Annotated in this window: 14 protein-coding genes; 8 read left to right on the top strand and 6 right to left on the bottom strand. The window is 70.2% G+C overall.

Features of this window, described 5'->3' with window-relative positions; all coding sequences use genetic code 11:
- Positions 1-219 precede the first annotated feature (219 nt).
- The gene (locus AB0395_RS25050) at positions 220-438 is read left to right on the top strand and encodes a BldC family transcriptional regulator (RefSeq protein WP_366284401.1); all 219 of its coding nucleotides are present in this window, start codon (positions 220-222) and stop codon (positions 436-438) included.
- Between the two features lie 149 nt (positions 439-587).
- On the opposite strand, the gene AB0395_RS25045 is transcribed toward AB0395_RS25050, so the two are convergent.
- Together AB0395_RS25045 and AB0395_RS25040 are read right to left on the bottom strand one after the other, a co-directional pair.
- Positions 588-1,985 (bottom strand): ATP-binding protein, encoded by a 1,398-nt coding sequence (locus AB0395_RS25045; protein WP_366284399.1) that lies wholly within the window; start codon positions 1,983-1,985, stop codon positions 588-590.
- 6 nt (positions 1,986-1,991) lie between these two features.
- Positions 1,992-2,681, bottom strand: a complete 690-nt coding sequence (locus AB0395_RS25040) for a response regulator transcription factor (protein ID WP_366284397.1) — start codon at positions 2,679-2,681, stop codon at positions 1,992-1,994.
- A 157-nt stretch (positions 2,682-2,838) separates the two neighbouring features.
- Between AB0395_RS25040 and AB0395_RS25035 the strand changes: the two genes are divergently transcribed.
- Positions 2,839-4,155 carry a HAMP domain-containing sensor histidine kinase gene (locus AB0395_RS25035; RefSeq protein WP_366284404.1) on the top strand — a complete coding sequence of 439 codons (1,317 nt, stop codon included), beginning with the start codon at positions 2,839-2,841 and terminating at the stop codon, positions 4,153-4,155.
- 32 nt (positions 4,156-4,187) lie between these two features.
- Here AB0395_RS25035 and AB0395_RS25030 read toward each other — a convergent pair whose 3' ends face one another.
- The gene (locus AB0395_RS25030; protein WP_366284394.1) at positions 4,188-4,871 is read right to left on the bottom strand and encodes a response regulator transcription factor; all 684 of its coding nucleotides are present in this window, start codon (positions 4,869-4,871) and stop codon (positions 4,188-4,190) included.
- A 127-nt stretch (positions 4,872-4,998) separates the two neighbouring features.
- Between AB0395_RS25030 and AB0395_RS25025 the strand changes: the two genes are divergently transcribed.
- Entirely contained in the window at positions 4,999-7,065 is a 2,067-nt protein-coding gene (locus AB0395_RS25025; RefSeq protein ID WP_366284392.1) for an NACHT domain-containing protein, read from the top strand.
- Positions 7,066-7,178: 113 nt separating this feature from the next.
- On the opposite strand, the gene AB0395_RS25020 is transcribed toward AB0395_RS25025, so the two are convergent.
- Positions 7,179-8,078, bottom strand: coding sequence for a neutral zinc metallopeptidase (locus AB0395_RS25020; protein WP_366284389.1), 900 nt, complete (start codon positions 8,076-8,078; stop codon positions 7,179-7,181).
- A 256-nt stretch (positions 8,079-8,334) separates the two neighbouring features.
- On the opposite strand from AB0395_RS25020, the gene AB0395_RS25015 reads away from it, so the two are divergent.
- Together AB0395_RS25015 and tatA are read left to right on the top strand one after the other, a co-directional pair.
- On the top strand, positions 8,335-9,771 hold the full coding sequence (locus AB0395_RS25015; RefSeq protein WP_366284386.1) for an FG-GAP repeat protein: 1,437 nt from the start codon (positions 8,335-8,337) through the stop codon (positions 9,769-9,771).
- 167 nt (positions 9,772-9,938) lie between these two features.
- Positions 9,939-10,208 carry a Sec-independent protein translocase subunit TatA gene (tatA, locus tag AB0395_RS25010; protein WP_366284384.1) on the top strand — a complete coding sequence of 90 codons (270 nt, stop codon included), beginning with the start codon at positions 9,939-9,941 and terminating at the stop codon, positions 10,206-10,208.
- A gap of 82 nt (positions 10,209-10,290) precedes the next feature.
- On the opposite strand, the gene AB0395_RS25005 is transcribed toward tatA, so the two are convergent.
- Positions 10,291-11,712 (bottom strand): substrate-binding domain-containing protein, encoded by a 1,422-nt coding sequence (locus tag AB0395_RS25005; RefSeq protein WP_366284381.1) that lies wholly within the window; start codon positions 11,710-11,712, stop codon positions 10,291-10,293.
- A 66-nt stretch (positions 11,713-11,778) separates the two neighbouring features.
- On the opposite strand from AB0395_RS25005, the gene AB0395_RS25000 reads away from it, so the two are divergent.
- Positions 11,779-11,985 (top strand): hypothetical protein, encoded by a 207-nt coding sequence (locus tag AB0395_RS25000; RefSeq protein WP_366284379.1) that lies wholly within the window; start codon positions 11,779-11,781, stop codon positions 11,983-11,985.
- A 458-nt stretch (positions 11,986-12,443) separates the two neighbouring features.
- Here AB0395_RS25000 and AB0395_RS24995 read toward each other — a convergent pair whose 3' ends face one another.
- On the bottom strand, positions 12,444-13,142 hold the full coding sequence (locus AB0395_RS24995) for a pentapeptide repeat-containing protein (RefSeq protein ID WP_366284376.1): 699 nt from the start codon (positions 13,140-13,142) through the stop codon (positions 12,444-12,446).
- Positions 13,143-13,397: 255 nt separating this feature from the next.
- On the opposite strand from AB0395_RS24995, the gene AB0395_RS24990 reads away from it, so the two are divergent.
- Both AB0395_RS24990 and AB0395_RS24985 read left to right on the top strand, forming a co-directional pair.
- Entirely contained in the window at positions 13,398-14,141 is a 744-nt protein-coding gene (locus AB0395_RS24990) for a histidine kinase (RefSeq protein ID WP_366284374.1), read from the top strand.
- Complete coding sequence (locus tag AB0395_RS24985) at positions 14,116-14,457, top strand: hypothetical protein (RefSeq protein ID WP_366284371.1); 342 nt, start codon at positions 14,116-14,118, stop codon at positions 14,455-14,457. The genes AB0395_RS24990 and AB0395_RS24985 overlap by 26 nt, the downstream gene beginning before the upstream one ends.
- The last annotated feature ends 105 nt before the right edge of the window (positions 14,458-14,562 follow it).

The raw sequence follows: 14,562 nt of genomic DNA, 5'->3' as shown, positions 1-14,562 counted from the left end.
CACCTCTACCAGCCGGTCACCGCCACCGAGCACACGGCCGGGGCGCGGGCCTCCGTCGGCCGCAGCACCCCGGAACGGCTGGCCGAAGCGCTCGCCCGCCACGCCGAGATCATCGACCGGATACGCCCGTAACCCCTTGATCCCCGGGCGTCCCGCGCCGACCACGCTCCGTGAGCCGCCCGGCCGCTTCCATCCCACACTCCCACCGAGAGGCCCCCCATGACGGCCATCCTGGTCATCGGCTCTGACGGCACCTTCGCCCTCGACGGCGTCGCCGAGCGGTTCCTGACCCCTCGCGAGGTCGCGTGCCTGTTCGGGGTGGATCCCAAGACCGTCAACCGGTGGGCCGATGCGGGCAAGCTCACCTTCATCCACACCCCGGGCGGGCAGCGCCGGTACCGGGAAGTCGAGGTCAACGCGCTGCGGAACAGCGGATAGGCCCTGACCGGCCGGATCCCGGGAGCGCCCGCCGTCTGAGTGGGAACCACTCACGCCGACGCGATCGGTGTTGGTTTCCAACGCTCCGCCGTTCAGCTTCCGAACCGAGGAGCAAAGGAGCGACGGAGGTGTCGCCATCAACGACGCCGCTAGGCGTCGCGAATGAACATCGACACCCGTGCGCCCCCGTCCGGATGATTGGCCGCCTTGGCGTCACCCCCGTGGGCGCGGGCGATGGAGGCCACCAGGGCGAGGCCGAGTCCCGCTCCGCCCCGTTCGCGCGCGCGCCCTGGGTCGGCGCGGCGGAAGCGCTCGAACGCGTACGGGAGGAAGTCCGGTGGAAACCCCGGCCCGTGGTCGCGCACCTCGATCACGACGGTCCGCCTGCCGCCCTCTCCCGTACCGCGCCGCACATCGACGTCGATCACGCTCCCCTCGGGGGCGTGCCGCAGCGCGTTGCCGAGCAGGTTCTCCACGGCCTGGCGGAGCCGGTCCGGATCGGCGACGACCCTGAACTCCGCCTCCGCGCGCAGGACGATCTCGATCGACCGGCTCGTGGCGACCGCCTCGACGCTTCGGATCGAGGCGGCCACGACCTCGGACAGGACGATCGGCTCCGGTCGCAGGAAGTCCGGGCCCTCGTCGGACCGGGCGAGCAGCAGAAGATCCTCGGCGAGCCGGATGAGCCGTTCGGTGTCCGTCGCCGCGGCCGCGATGGCGTCGTCCAGCATCTGACGCGAACGCCCCGGCCTGGCCGCCAGTTCCAGCTCCGCCTTGAGCGCGGTCAGCGGGGTGCGAAGCTCGTGCCCCGCGTCGGCGACGAAGCCGCGCTGGCGGGCCATGGCACGCTGGAGCCGGTCCAGCAACGCGTTCATCGCCCGCGCCAGCGCGGCGATCTCGTCGCGGGTGCGGGGGACGCGCAGACGGGCGCCGAGGTCGTGTTCGGTGATCTCCGTCAGTCTGCGGCGCATCCGGTTCACGGGACGAAGCGCGGCACCGGCCAGCAGCCAGGCCCCGAATCCCGCGACCACGGCGGCGGGCACGCTCGCGACCCAGATGGCGGTCCTGGCCCGCCGCTGCGCGGCGTCGACGACCTCCGTACTGGTGCCGACCACGACGACCGTACGGCCCGCGCCACGGGCCGGGGTGGCGAGAAGCCGTACCCGCTCGCCCGCGACGGTCGTGGTGAACGACAGCGGATCCTCGGACGCGCGCCGCAGCTCGTCGGCCGTCAGCAGTGCCTTTCCCCTGGGCGCACCGGTCGCCTCAAGCACGCCGCCTTCCGGGGTGAGGATCTGTGTCACCTCGTCTGACTCGGAGAACTCCCCCTGGTGATCGTCCCGCTGGTCGCCCTCGTGCTCGGGCGGCGAAACGGGCCGGGTGAGCGCGAGCCGGGCCGCCACGGCGTCCGCCCTGGCGTTCAGCGTCTCGTCAAGAGCGCTGTCGAGCGAGGATCGCAGTTGGTTGAGGAACACGGCCCCGGCAATGGCGATCACCGCCGCCACGCCGAGGGTGAACAGCGTCACGAGCCGCGACCGCAACGACATCGCGGATCACCCGGTGCCCGACAGCAGGGGAACCCTCAGCCGGTAGCCCGCGCCCCGGACGGTCTCCAGGTGCTTCACGCCGAAAGGCCGGTCGATCTTGCGCCGCAGGTAGGCGACGTACTGGTCGACGACGTTCGACACGCCGTCATAGGCGTAGTCCCAGACGCTCTCCAGGATGTGGGTGCGGGTGAGCACCTGACCCGGGTGCCGGAGGAAGAGCTCCAGGAGGGCGAACTCCTTCGGCGACAGCTCCAGCTCCGCCGGTCCTCGCCAGGCCCTGCGGCTCGCCGGGTCCAGTCTCAGGTCACCGACCTGGAGCAGGACCGGCCGCTCGCGCGCGCCACGCCGGATCAGCGCCCGCAGCCGCGCGGACAGCTCGGCGAAGCTGAACGGCTTGGTCAGGTAGTCGTCGGCGCCCGCGTCCAGCCCGCGCACCCGGTCGATCACCGCGTCCCGCGCGGTCAGCATCAGGACCGGCACCCAGCACCCCTCTGCCCGCAGACGCCGGCACACCTCGAAGCCATCCATGTCGGGCAGGAGCACGTCCAGCACGACGACGTCGTAACCGAACTCCGTGGCCTGCCACACGGCTCCCGCTCCGTCGGCGGTCGCGTCGACCGCGTATCCCTCCTCGGCAAGACCCCGTTGCAGCAGCGCCGAGGTGCGAACTTCGTCCTCAACAACCAGTACACGCACGGATTCACGGTATGTGGCGGTCCGCAGTGAAAAAGCCCAGGTCAGGCAACGTACGGTGGCGGTGACCGGCATCGGGCCGGACGGGGGCGGCACGGCGACCCGCGACACCACGTTGTCGTTCCGCTTACCTTCACTTCGACATGCTGAGCCGGTGCGTATGCCCAGACCGAGACAGGAGCCGCACGGCACGCCGTTGCGCCGTCGGCTGCTCGCCTCGATGGCGGGCGTGGCGGCGCTGGCGGTCGCGCTCTTCGCGATCCCGCTCGCGCTGTCGGTCGAGCGGCTCTACCACGACGAGACGGCGGCCACGCTTGAGCGCACCGCCACCTGGATCGCCGCCGCCGTACCCGACGAGATCGTCCAGAACCGCCGGGCTCCGGTCTCGCTGCCGGGCAAGCTGCCCTCCGGCCTGTCCGTCGGGATCTACGGCGAGGGCGGCTCGCTGCTGACCGGCGAGGGCCCGCGGCGGTCCGGCGTTGCGGAGAGGTCGCTGGACGGCCGTGTGCACCAGGCCGTCGAGAACGATGTTCTCGCCGTGGCGGTCCCCGTGCCCTCCGACGAGGTCAGGGCGGCCGTCGTCCGGGTGGCCACGCCGTACGACGTGGTCGAGGACCGGGTGCACCTGGCCTGGCTGGTCATGGCCGCGCTGGCCGTCGTGGTGATCGGGCTCGCGACGGTCTTCGCGCTGCGCCAGTCGGCCCGGCTCGCCGCCCCCCTGGAACACCTGACCGCCGCGGCGCAGGCACTCGGCTCCGGCGACTTCAGCATCAGGGCCCCGCGCTCAACCGTGCGCGAAGCCGATGCCGCGGGCCTCGCCCTGGAGTCGACGGCGCGACGGCTCGGCCAGGTGCTCGACCGCGAGCGCGCCTTCAGCGCGGACGTGTCGCACCAGCTGCGCACCCACCTCACCGGCATGCTCCTGGGGCTGGAGTCGGCCCTGGCTCGCCCGGAACCGGATCTCCGCGACGCGATCGACACGGCCATCACGCGCGGCGAGCGGCTCCACACCATCGTCGACGACCTCGTACGGCTGGCCAGGGAGAGCCAGACGAGTGAGAGGACACTCGACGTGCGAGCACTCCTCGAGGAGACCGAGGAACACCTGCACGCGAGCCTCGCGGCCAACGGTCGCCGGCTCACCGTCCGCCTGCCCGACGAGCTGCCCTCCATCGCGGCCTCCCCCGCGGCCGTCCGGCAGATCCTGTACGTGCTGCTCGACAACGCCGCCGTTCACGGCAGTGGTGAGGTCACGATCGACGTCGTGGATCTCGGTGACGGCGCCGCGATCGAGGTCTCCGACCAGGGGACAGGGGTGCCCGAGGGACACGACGTGTTCGCGCGCCGCTCCGGCGGCGGGAACGGGCACGGCATCGGGCTGGCGCTGGCCCGGTCACTCGCCGAGGCCGAGGGCGGCAGGCTGATCCTCCGCAGGGCCTCGCCTCCCGTGTTCAGCCTCCTGCTGAGAACCACGTGACACGTGACATGTGACAGGAGGGAGCGCCCTGCCTACAGGTCGATCTCGTAGCGGTAGCCCCGGCCCCGCATCGTGGTGATCCGCCGTGGATCCTCGCCGTACTCGGCCAACTTACGGCGCAGGGCGAAGACGTGCACGTCCAGTGTCTTGGTCGGCCCGAACCAGTTGACGTCCCACACCTCCTCCATCAGCTGCTCGCGGCTCACGACCTCCCCCGCCCGCACGGCCAGCGCGGCCAGCAGGTCGAACTCCTTGGGGCGCAGCGGTACCTCCTGATCACCGACGTAGGCCCGGCGTGCCGCGACGTCCAGCCGGAGCCTGCCGACCGACACGCTCCGCTCCTCAAGCGGGGCGTTCTGACGGCGGAGATGCGCCCGGATCCTGGCCAGTAACTCGGTCAGCCGGAACGGCTTGGTCAGATAGTCGTCAGCGCCCGCGTCGAGCGCCACCACCACCTCGAACTCCTGGGTACGCGCCGTCAGCACCACTATCACCGTGTACGGCAGGGCGCTCCGCAGCCCCCGGCAGACGGTGATGCCGTCCATGTCGGGAAGCCCCAGGTCGAGCAGCACCAGGTCGGGCCCGCGACGGCGGGCATGCTCGAACGCGTTCTCGCCGTCGGTGGCCAGGGCCGCCTGGTGTCCATGGCATTTCAGCGCTTCCACCAGCTCCGCGCCGATCACCGGATCGTCCTCAACGACCAGTACCTGCGCCATGAGGTCCATGGTAGGCGGGCACCGGTTGCCCGGTGGCGTGGGCCGTACGAAGGCTGGTTGTCACAGTTCGATGTCTTGGGATGGGAATTCCTGCGCTTTACAGGTCCGCGCCGCATCATCCGTAGGTGTGAGACGCGGAGGGGCCCGTTGGGCCGCGATTTTCCTGGGGATCATCTGCCTGGTTCCGCTCGTCGCTGCAGTAACGCTGGGATGGCGTGCGCTGCCGAAAGCCCAGATCGGAACCATCGATCCGCTCGGCACGGTGGTCGGCCTGCTCGCGCTTGCGGTCGCCCTCGCGGCGTTGTGGCCCGCGATACGGGCCCTGCGGCCACAGGAGGACCCGGCCGCCGAGCTGGCGAGAAAGGTACGGGAGACCGAGGGGAAGGCACTCGCGCAGTTGCTGGGGCGCGGCGAGGCCATCGCCCTGGAGTTCACGTTCCGCCCGGCGCGGACCGGCGGCGTCGCCGCTCCTCCCACCCCGGACGACCTCGACAAGGTCGTGGCCCACCACCGCGACTTCCGGCCCCGGCAGTTGGTGATCGAGGGGGAGGCAGGGGCCGGGAAGACCGTGCTGGCGCTCAGGCTGATGCTGGGTCTGCTGGACGGGCGGCGGCCGGAGGATCCGGTGCCCGTCCGGCTGTCGGCCACCTCGTGGGCGGTTCCCGCCTGGACGGTCGAGGAATGGCTGCGCCGCCATCTGACCGACGTCTACGGCCTCTCCTCCGCCACCGCCCGGGCGCTGATCGGCTCTCACATGGTGCTGCCCGTGGTCGACGGGCTGGACGAGATGGACGGCGGCCTCGGTTCCGGCTACTCCTCACAGGCGGGCAGGGCCCTGCGGGCCTTGAACGAGTACCAGCGCGACACCCAGAACAGGGCCGGGCTCGTGCTGACCTGCCGCACCAAGCAGTACCGGGATCTGAGACGAGCCCTGAAACGGGCGGCGGGCCGGGAGGAGGACATCGCCAAGATCCAGATCAGCCCGATCGATGTGGCGAGGGCGCGTGAGTTCCTCCACAACCGGGTCGACGACCCGGAACAGTGGACCAAGGTCCTGGACACGATCGAGCGCGCGCCGCTCGGCCCCCTGGCGAAGGTCCTGTCCACCCCCTGGGGCCTCACCCTGGCCGCCTTCGTCTACGACCGGCGGGACGACGGCTCGGATGACGGCCGTTACCTCAACGATCCCGCCGCCCTGACCGATCCGGGGTTGGAGACCGAGGACGCGGTCAAGGAGCATCTTCTGGATCTGTTCATCCCGGTCGCCACCGCGCTGCGTCCTCCGCCCGGGAACGCGTCGGCGGCCCGGGTCCGCGCCTGGCTCACCACACTGGCCGCCTACTGCGCCGACAACGCCGCCACCGGCCGCACGGTGGGGTTCAGAAAACTGTCCGGCACCGACATCGTGCCGCACGAGCTGTGGCCCCTGGCGGGCTCCCGCCTTCCCCGGTTCCTCTGCAGCGCGATCATCACCGTGACATGGCTGCTCGGCGCGCCGCTCGCGTTGACCAAGCTACCGATCGTGCCCTCCCCGATCCCCATCTTCTTCAACGTCGTGGTCTCCCTGCCGGTCGTCTGGGCGTCCGTCGTCCCCTGGGGCTTTCCCTGGTCGAAACCCCTCAGGATGGACCTGCACCGGCTGCGCAGCCGTACCGGACTGCGCCGCCTGGCCCTCGGGGGCGTGATCGGCATGGTGTGCTGGCTCGGCGGCTGGCTCGCGGTGGGGGTCGTGGCGAGCTTCACCATCGGATTCCTGCCCTGGCTCACCTCAGGGTTCACGGTCGGACAGGGGGTCTCGGCCGTGGTCGCGCTCGGCCTCGGAATCGTGACGGCGCTCACCGTTCCCGGGACCATGGGGGTACGGGATCCCCGGGAGGTGCTCCGGGCCAGTCTCGCGTTCGGGCTCGTGGCCGGGCTGGGCTCCGGGCTGGGGATCGGCACGGCGCTCGGCGGGCCCGGCGCCGTGCTGCTGATCGGCTTCCTGTACGGGCACGTCGGCGCGCCCCTCGGACTGCGGTACCTCGCGATGCTGCTGTGCACCCGGCGATGGACCGGCCGGTGGCTGCCCTGGCGCCTGGGCCGGTTCCTGCACTGGTGTCAGGAGGTCGGCCTCGTCCGGGTCGTCGGAAGCGCCTACCAGTTCCGGCACCGGGAGCTCCAGGACTACCTCGCCCGCGCCCCGCGTCCGGCATGAGGCACCCGCGGAAACCGGCCACGCCCCCTCGGATCCCACGGTCCCGTTCCCCTCCGAACCGCCCGCGGAGGACTCCCCGTAACGCTCCGCCGGGGCTCGGGCTCGTCCGTCGGTCAGATGCCGCCGGAGAAGGTGTCGCAGCGGGCGGGAGCTCCCGTCTCGTAGCCGGTGGTGAACCACTTCACCCGCTGCTCCGAACTGCCGTGCGTCCAGCCCTCCGGATCGACCCTGCCCTGGGTACGCCGCTGGATCCTGTCGTCGCCGACCGCCGCCGCGGCGTCCAGCGCCTCCCGGATGTCGGCGGAGGTGAACGGCCCCTCGTAGAACCCGGTGGTGACGGCGTTCTTCGCCCACACCCCCGCGTAGCAGTCCGCCTGAAGCTCCAGCCTGACCGAGGCGCTCTGCGCCCCCTGCCGGTCGTTGCCGACCCGCCGTGAGGTGCCGATCAGGTTCTGCACGTGGTGGCCGTACTCGTGGGCGATCACGTACGCCTGGGCGAACGGCCCTCCCTTGGCGCCGAAACGGCTCTCCAGATCGGAGAAGAAGCCCAGGTCGAGGTAGACACGGCTGTCGGCCGGGCAGTAGAAGGGACCGACCGCGGAGCTGGCCTGACCGCAGCCCGTGTTCACGCCTCCCGTGAACAGGATGGTCCTGGCGGTGCGGTAAGCCCCCTTGCCGCGCTCGGCGAACGCGTCCCGCCAGTACGCCTGCACGCTGTTGACCACACCGACCACGCGGCACTTGTCCGACTGGTCGGCGTCGCTGCCCTTACGGCACTGACTGCCAAGATCCGAGGTCGGAGCCGCACCGGCGGGCCGGGAACCGCCGCCACCACCGCCACCACCCAGCAGGGCGGCGGGATTGATCCCCAGGAGCACCGCCGCCGCGACCAGCACCACGACGCCGACGACACCACCACCGATCATGAGGCCTCCGCCGGGGAAACCACCGCCCCCACCGCCGATGTCCTCCACCTGGGAGGCGTCGAGGTCAGCGTCATCACGGAAGTCCATCGGAGCCGCCTTCTCTTGGCAGGATCTTCGCGGCTTCATTCTGTGCTGAATCGCGCCCCTTCGAAAGTGCGGGCCCCCGCGCCCCGCCGGTCCGCCACGGCCCGTCCGCACGGGACATCCCGCCCCCCGCTTCCCGTCCCGGGGGCCGGACCTGCACGGATTCCCATGTCGTTCCCCCCAGACCTGCATGTTCTCTACGTGAGTCGGTCATGCGGATTTCACGCGTTCGTGGCCAGGGGTGGGGACCGTTCGACATATGAGCGTCCTCCTTGCTTCCGCTCTCGTCGCCTCGCTCCTCGCCCCCGGAACCGCCACCACCGCCACCGCCGCCACCGCCGGGGCCTGTTCCGGAGTGCCCTCCGACTTCGACGCGGACGGCCGCGCCGACGCGGTGATCACCGCGCCGTACGCCACGGTCGGCGGCGGCTTCCGTGCCGGTGCGGTGACCGTCATGTACGGCGTGAGCAGAGCCGAGCAGCTGTCCCAGAACAGCCCAGACGTGCCCGACTCCGCGGAGACGGGCGACTCGTTCGGCTCCGCCGTCGCGACCGGGGACTTCAACGGCGACGGCTGCGCCGACCTCGCCGTCGGGGCTTCCGAGGAGTTCCTGGGCGACCGGGAGCCCGGGGCGGACGGCGACGGGACGGTGCACCTGTTCTACGGGTCACCTCGGGGCCTGCGCCCGGGGAAGGTGCTGAACATCTCCGGTTTCGGGCTGCGCCCGGCCCACGACCGGTTCGGCGCCGCGCTCGCCGCCGGTCAGCTCGACGGTGACAAGGCCGACGAGCTGGTCATCGGGGCTCCCGGGCTCGACGTCGGGGGCGGTGTGGGCGTGTACGGGGTCAAGGGACGCAAGCCGTACATGATCACCAAGGCGACCTCGTGGATCGGCCAGGACGCGTTGAACACCGACGAGTTCGGCTCGGTCCTCGCCGTCGGTGACTTCGACGGCAACGGCCGGGACGAGGTCGCGGTCGGCGCGCCGGGAGACGGAGGGCTGCGGTCCGGGGCGGGATCGGTGACGATCCTGGACCTCGCCGCGCGCCAGGCGGGGGTCTACACCCAGGAAAGCCCCAACGTGAAGGGCGCGGGCGAGAAGTGGGACCACTTCGGCGCCGCCCTCGCCGTCGGCGACTTCAACGCCGACGACCGTGACGACCTCGCGATCGGCGTTCCTGGAGAGGACCTCGACGCGAACGTGCGCGCGCTCGAGTACGGGGCCGGGGCGGTCAACGTGCTGTACGGCTCGCGTGGGGGGTTGACCGCCCTGGGCAGCGAGATGTGGACCCAGAACACCCACGGCGTCAAGGGGAAGACGCGCTACTCCGACCGCTTCGGCGCCGCCCTCGCCGCCGGTGACTTCAACGGGGACGGAGACGACGATCTCGCGATCGGCGCGCCGGGCGAGAACGCCGTCCAGGTGCTGGCGGGCACCCGCTCCGGCGGCCTGACCAGCCACCACAACGTCCTCATCCCCCGCGGGGAACGCGGCTTCGGCGGCGCCCTGGCCTCGGTCAGGCAACAGGGGAACGCCTTCGACGATCTCCTTGTCGGCTCTCCCGACGACGGCGCGGTGGTCCTCATCGGCGGCAGTCAAAGGAAGGGGTCCTACCCCGGTCTCCTCGATCGGCGGATCCGTGCCCTCGCCACCGGCCCGGCCGGAGCGCTGTACGGTTACGCCCTGCTCCGCTGAGAGCCGGCCGTTTCCGCCCTGCGGCGGCCAGAAACCGCAGGTGACCTGAAGACCGCGGTACGGAGAGTCACGGCGCGGGCGGGCGGAGCCCGCGCCGGAGGCGGCCGGTGGCGTGCGTACCATCGAAGGAGAAGTGCTCGGCATCCCACTCCACGTAAGGATGTGTCATGGCTGATCTGGGAGCCGGTGAGATACTGATCATCGTCCTCGTCCTGGTGGTGCTCTTCGGCTCGAAGAAGCTGCCGGAGATGGCCCGTTCCATCGGTCGATCACTGCGCGTGTTCAAGGCGGAGACGGCCAAGCTGCGCGAAGAGGACGAACCTCAGGTCCAGCCCGCCTCCGCCGCCTCACTCGAAGAACAGGCCCGGCGACTGGAGGAGCAGGCCGCCCGGCTGCGGGCTCAGGCCGCCCCGAAGCGGGGCGAGCAGCCGGTCTGAGCCGCCGGTCTGAGCCGTCCGGTCACGAACAGCCGGTCCGAGCGGTCCGGGTCACGAACAGCCGGTCCGAGCAGCGGCCCGGTCAGCGGAGGTTGCACAGCTCCAGGGGACCCTGTGGCCTCATGCAGGGCCTGAAGCCCGACTCGGTGAGCCGGATCCGGGCGCGTTCGTGCTTGAGCACGAAATCGAGGAAGTGCGCCGTCAGGGAGTCCGGCGCGGGCTTGCTCTTGATGTAGATGTACTCAACCGTCCAGAACGGGTAGCCGGACTCGATGGCGGTCGAGACGTCGAACGGCTTGCCGTCCAGCGTCAGCGCCGTGATCCTGTTGGCCCGGCGCGCCTCCGTGGTCGACAGCGCGTCGGCGTAACCGATCGCCCCGGGGATCGTACTGATCATCTGGATGACCTGGGCGTTGTCGTCGCGCTCACAGCGGATGACCGGCGCCTTCGGGTTACGGTCCTTCACGAGGCATTCGTCTGACGACAGCGAGCTCTCACCACCGCCGAGCACCCGCTGCTCGAAGATCTGCCGGGTCCCCGAGTTCTGCCCGCGTCCGACGATCCGGATCGGCAGGGACCTCTCGCCCGCGCCGGGAACCTGGTCCCAGGTCTTCCAGGTGCCGTCGGAGATCTTGCGCAGGTCCTCGACGCTCAGCGTGGTCAGCTCGACTCCGCTGTTCACCACCACGTAGTAGACGACGATCGCGAGCTTCTGGGCGTACAGCTGGTCGTGCTGGTGGCTCCTGGTGTCGGACAGCGCGATGACCCCGTCCGCGTTCGCGGGATCGGACTCGACCACGGTGCGGACCCCTTCGAGGGAGCCGTTGGCCTTCGTCGTGATCCGCACGCCGTCCCCGCAGGCCTTGACGTACTCGTCGGCGATCGCCCGCATCGTCGACATGAGCACGCTGGACCCCTCGATCCGCAGGTCGCCGGACGAGCACGCGATGGTCGAGTCGGCCGGTCTGGAGAGCAGGTTCATCACCAGGATGGAGGCAAGCCCGATCGCCAGCACACCGCTGACCCGCGGCAACGTGACACGACGCGGCTCACCCTCGTCCTTGATCAGGCCGGTGTCCTTGAGCTTGCCCCCGTAGCCGAAGCCCTTGGTGACGCCGTCGTCCTTGAGGGAGACGGGTTCGCGCAGGACGACGACGAGCTTCGCCTTCTCCTTGCGTTTCAGGGACAGCCCTTCGATCCGCACGCCGTACCAGTTCGGCTCGGCCGGATCCTGCTCCGGCGAGGCACGGAGCAGGCGGCTCATCCGCCCGTAGAGCCGCCTGCGCACGGTGTCGAGGCTGTCACGGGGAGGCTGGGCCCCCTCGGTGGCGAAGAAGCGCAGGCTCTTCCACAGCTTCTCGCGCAGTTCCTCCGTGCTCGCCTCGGACACCCTGGCGTTCCACACCACACGGCCGCCGAAGGTGAACGACAGCGGCGTGTGGAAGTCCTCAGGGTCGATGTCGTAGCTGCCGCTGTTGCGGATGCGGATGACGACGATGCTCATCCCGTCGAGCATCCGCGTCACCTGGCGGAGCTGTTTCGGCCCTGATCTGATGGGGTCGGCGCCGTCGTGGAGTTTTTCCGGGCCAACACCAATCCTGGAATTGTACAGAACCCGAAAACCTATGCGCTTGCGCCGTACGAGCAGGCGATCGAGAAAAGGAGTCGCGATGAGAAGAGCTATTCCCAAAAGGATCTGGCCGGCGCCACCGAAGAAGTTCACCAGTTGCCCAAGAAACTCCTGAACGGCCACCGTTCATCCCTCCTCGCAAACTGATTCAATTCTCTGCACTCCACGGCATATGCCACGGAAAGCGTCAATCAGTTCACCGGGAATTCAGCTCTCGGATACCGGACACCGGAGCGTGCGGCCCTTTACCCACACAAGCCGCCTTTCAGGCACCCAAGCCCCTCCACCTCGACCGCTACCGCCTCGGCACCCCCCCATCCCACTCTCGGCGGAGAGCATCCTGAGACCTTCTCGCAGTTGCCACCTTTAGGCATCTGTCACCTCTCCGCGGCGACAATTCGGGAAAGCGGAACGAGCGGATTCGCGAGGTCGATGCCCCCGAGATGGCAAGCAGCAGCACACACGCCGCCAAGGGCAACCATATGCCCATAAGTCTTCATTAATCGGTAGATAGAGGTTCGTGATTCTTTCCCGGCCGAAACCTCGGAGAATCCGCTCGGCGCCTCATCACCCATAGGCCGGGCCTCGGGCGCGAAAGGGTGCCCCTACAGAACCGTCAGCCCGCGGATCGCGAGAATGGCGGCGGCCTGGGCGGAGCTGATGATCGCGCCGGTGAGAGCCCGGAGCTGGCCGTCGTCCGGCCCACCTATGTCGGCGCCCCTCAGGTCGGCCTTGGTGAACTTCGTGCCGATCAGCCTCGCGCGGATGAGGCGGCAGTCCGTGAAAACGGCGCCGGTGAAGTCGCAGTCGGAGAGGTTGGCCTCGTCGAACCGGACGCCTTCGAACTCCTGTTTCCTGAAGGAGCAGCCGGACAGGTCGGCCAGGGTCAGGTTGGAGCGGGAAAGGAAGAAGGAGGTGCCCCGGGACCCGGTGAGACCGGCACCGATCATCCGGCAGCCGGTGAAGCTCACGTCGGTCAGCAGCGCGTTGCCGAACTGGGCGCCGGAAAGGTCGACGCCGGTGAAGACCGCGTCGGTCAGTTCCGCGCCGACGAATCTGGTTCCCGCCCCTCCGCCGCCGTCGAACCGGGCGCCTTCGAGATCCGCGCCCCGGAAGTCGGTTCCGTCGAGCACGCACTTCTCGAAGACGTGGCCCACCAGGTCGGCCTCGCTCAGATCGGCCCGCGTCAGGTCGCAGTTCCTGAACCTGTACGGCTCCGCCGCCAGCACATCGGTCAGCGCCATCTTCGAAAGGTCCAGACCCTCGATGTCCCGTGTCTCCGCGAGCAGCCCTGTGACGTTCATGCCGAGCATCCAAGCAGAGGCCCCCGACGGTCTTCGACCCGAGCCGCCGGTCCGCGGGCGACCGCCGTACCGCTTTCGGCATGCTCTGGTTCACCGGGAACGCCGCTGCCGTTCCAGCGGCCGGAAGCTCCCCGGCCCGCCGGGAAACCGCCGCGACCGCGTCATCCCCTTGTCAGCCCCATGTCCCCTCGTCATCCCCATGTCCCCTTGTCAGCCCATGGCCCGAAGCACAGCGGTCTGGAACCCTGGTTCACCATGACCCGAGCAGCCGAGTCCCCTCCCGGCTCCGGCACGGTGAATCGCTCACGCGTCGCCGACGTGCTCGTCGTGCTGACCGTGTGGGCGATCTACGTCGCCCTGGCCGTCCTGCAGGACAGGTTCTCCGCGGGGACGCTCTCCGTCCTGACGCTCACGCTCGTCACCGTCTCGTCCGCGGCCCTGCTGTGGCGGCGGACCCAACCGATCACCGTCACGACCGTCACCGTCGTCTGCGACTGCGTGATCGTCGTGTCCACGGGCTGGCAGGGGTACGGCCTGCAGACGATGCTGGCCCTGTACGCGGCGGGCAGGCACGGCAGGGCCCGTACCGCCTGGATCGCGGCGGTCGCGGCCGGGCTGTTCTACGCGACGGCGACGCCGATCATCCACCTTGTCACAGGAGCCGGGCCCCGTAACTCCGGCTCTCTGGGATGGTTCGTCCCGCTGCTGCTCGTCGGGGCGGGCAGACTGATGCGGCTGCGCGAGGAAAACGCCCACAGGAAACGGGTCGCGCTCGCCGAGGAGGCCGTACGCGCTGAGCGCCGTCACATCTCCCGCGAGCTGCACGACGTGGTCGCCCACAACATCAGCACGATGCAGATCCTCATCGGGGCTGCGCGCACGACCATGGACCGCGACTCCGCCGGTGCCCCCCGCGCAGGGTGTCGGCCTGGCCGCACGCGAGCGGCGGGTTCTCGCGGCCGTCTTCGCCACCGTGGCCGACGCGGCGGCCAGGCGTAATCCCCTCAGGTCGCCGTACTGGCAGGGGGCCACCGAGGCGGGCCTGCGCGGCGGTCTGCTCGCGTTCGACGACAGGACGGCCACCATCCGGTTGCGGGGCGTCCGCTTCGTCGACGACCTCACCGTGAGCGGCGAGATCCGGCTGAGCGGTGCGGACCCCTCCTTCCGCGACGCCACCGCGCGGCTGGACGTCACGGACGGAGGCGGGTCCCGCGCGGTGCGCCTGTCGTGGGAGGCGTTCCGCGCCACGGACGAGACCGCCGTCTCCGGCGTTTTCGCCGGGCACCGCTTCACCGGGACGATCCCCCAGCACTGACGGGCCAGAGCGCGGTTTCGTCGCCGCGTTCGGGCGGCGAGCCACGAGGCGGCTGCCGTCTCATCTCCCGGCCCTGAATGTGACCGGGCCGGGAGCGGACGTCAC

It is taken from the genome of Streptosporangium sp. NPDC051023, assembly GCF_040689595.1.
GTDB lineage: Bacteria > Actinomycetota > Actinomycetes > Streptosporangiales > Streptosporangiaceae > Streptosporangium.
The sequence above is the reverse complement of the archived record's forward strand: the minus strand, read 5'-3'. Positions and strand labels throughout refer to the sequence as shown.

Excerpts from the sequence above, each read along its gene's own strand:
- AB0395_RS25035 (WP_366284404.1), top strand. The coding sequence starts at position 2,839 with ATGCCCAGACCGAGACAGGAGCCGCACGGCACGCCGTTGCGCCGTCGG.
- AB0395_RS25045 (WP_366284399.1), bottom strand. The coding sequence starts at position 1,985 with ATGTCGTTGCGGTCGCGGCTCGTGACGCTGTTCACCCTCGGCGTGGCG.
- AB0395_RS25015 (WP_366284386.1), top strand. The coding sequence starts at position 8,335 with ATGAGCGTCCTCCTTGCTTCCGCTCTCGTCGCCTCGCTCCTCGCCCCC.
- AB0395_RS25030 (WP_366284394.1), bottom strand. The coding sequence starts at position 4,871 with ATGGCGCAGGTACTGGTCGTTGAGGACGATCCGGTGATCGGCGCGGAG.
- AB0395_RS25050 (WP_366284401.1), top strand. The coding sequence starts at position 220 with ATGACGGCCATCCTGGTCATCGGCTCTGACGGCACCTTCGCCCTCGAC.
- AB0395_RS25020 (WP_366284389.1), bottom strand. The coding sequence starts at position 8,078 with ATGGACTTCCGTGATGACGCTGACCTCGACGCCTCCCAGGTGGAGGAC.
- tatA (WP_366284384.1), top strand. The coding sequence starts at position 9,939 with ATGGCTGATCTGGGAGCCGGTGAGATACTGATCATCGTCCTCGTCCTG.
- AB0395_RS25005 (WP_366284381.1), bottom strand. The coding sequence starts at position 11,712 with ATGAGCATCGTCGTCATCCGCATCCGCAACAGCGGCAGCTACGACATC.
- AB0395_RS24995 (WP_366284376.1), bottom strand. The coding sequence starts at position 13,142 with ATGAACGTCACAGGGCTGCTCGCGGAGACACGGGACATCGAGGGTCTG.
- AB0395_RS24990 (WP_366284374.1), top strand. The coding sequence starts at position 13,398 with ATGACCCGAGCAGCCGAGTCCCCTCCCGGCTCCGGCACGGTGAATCGC.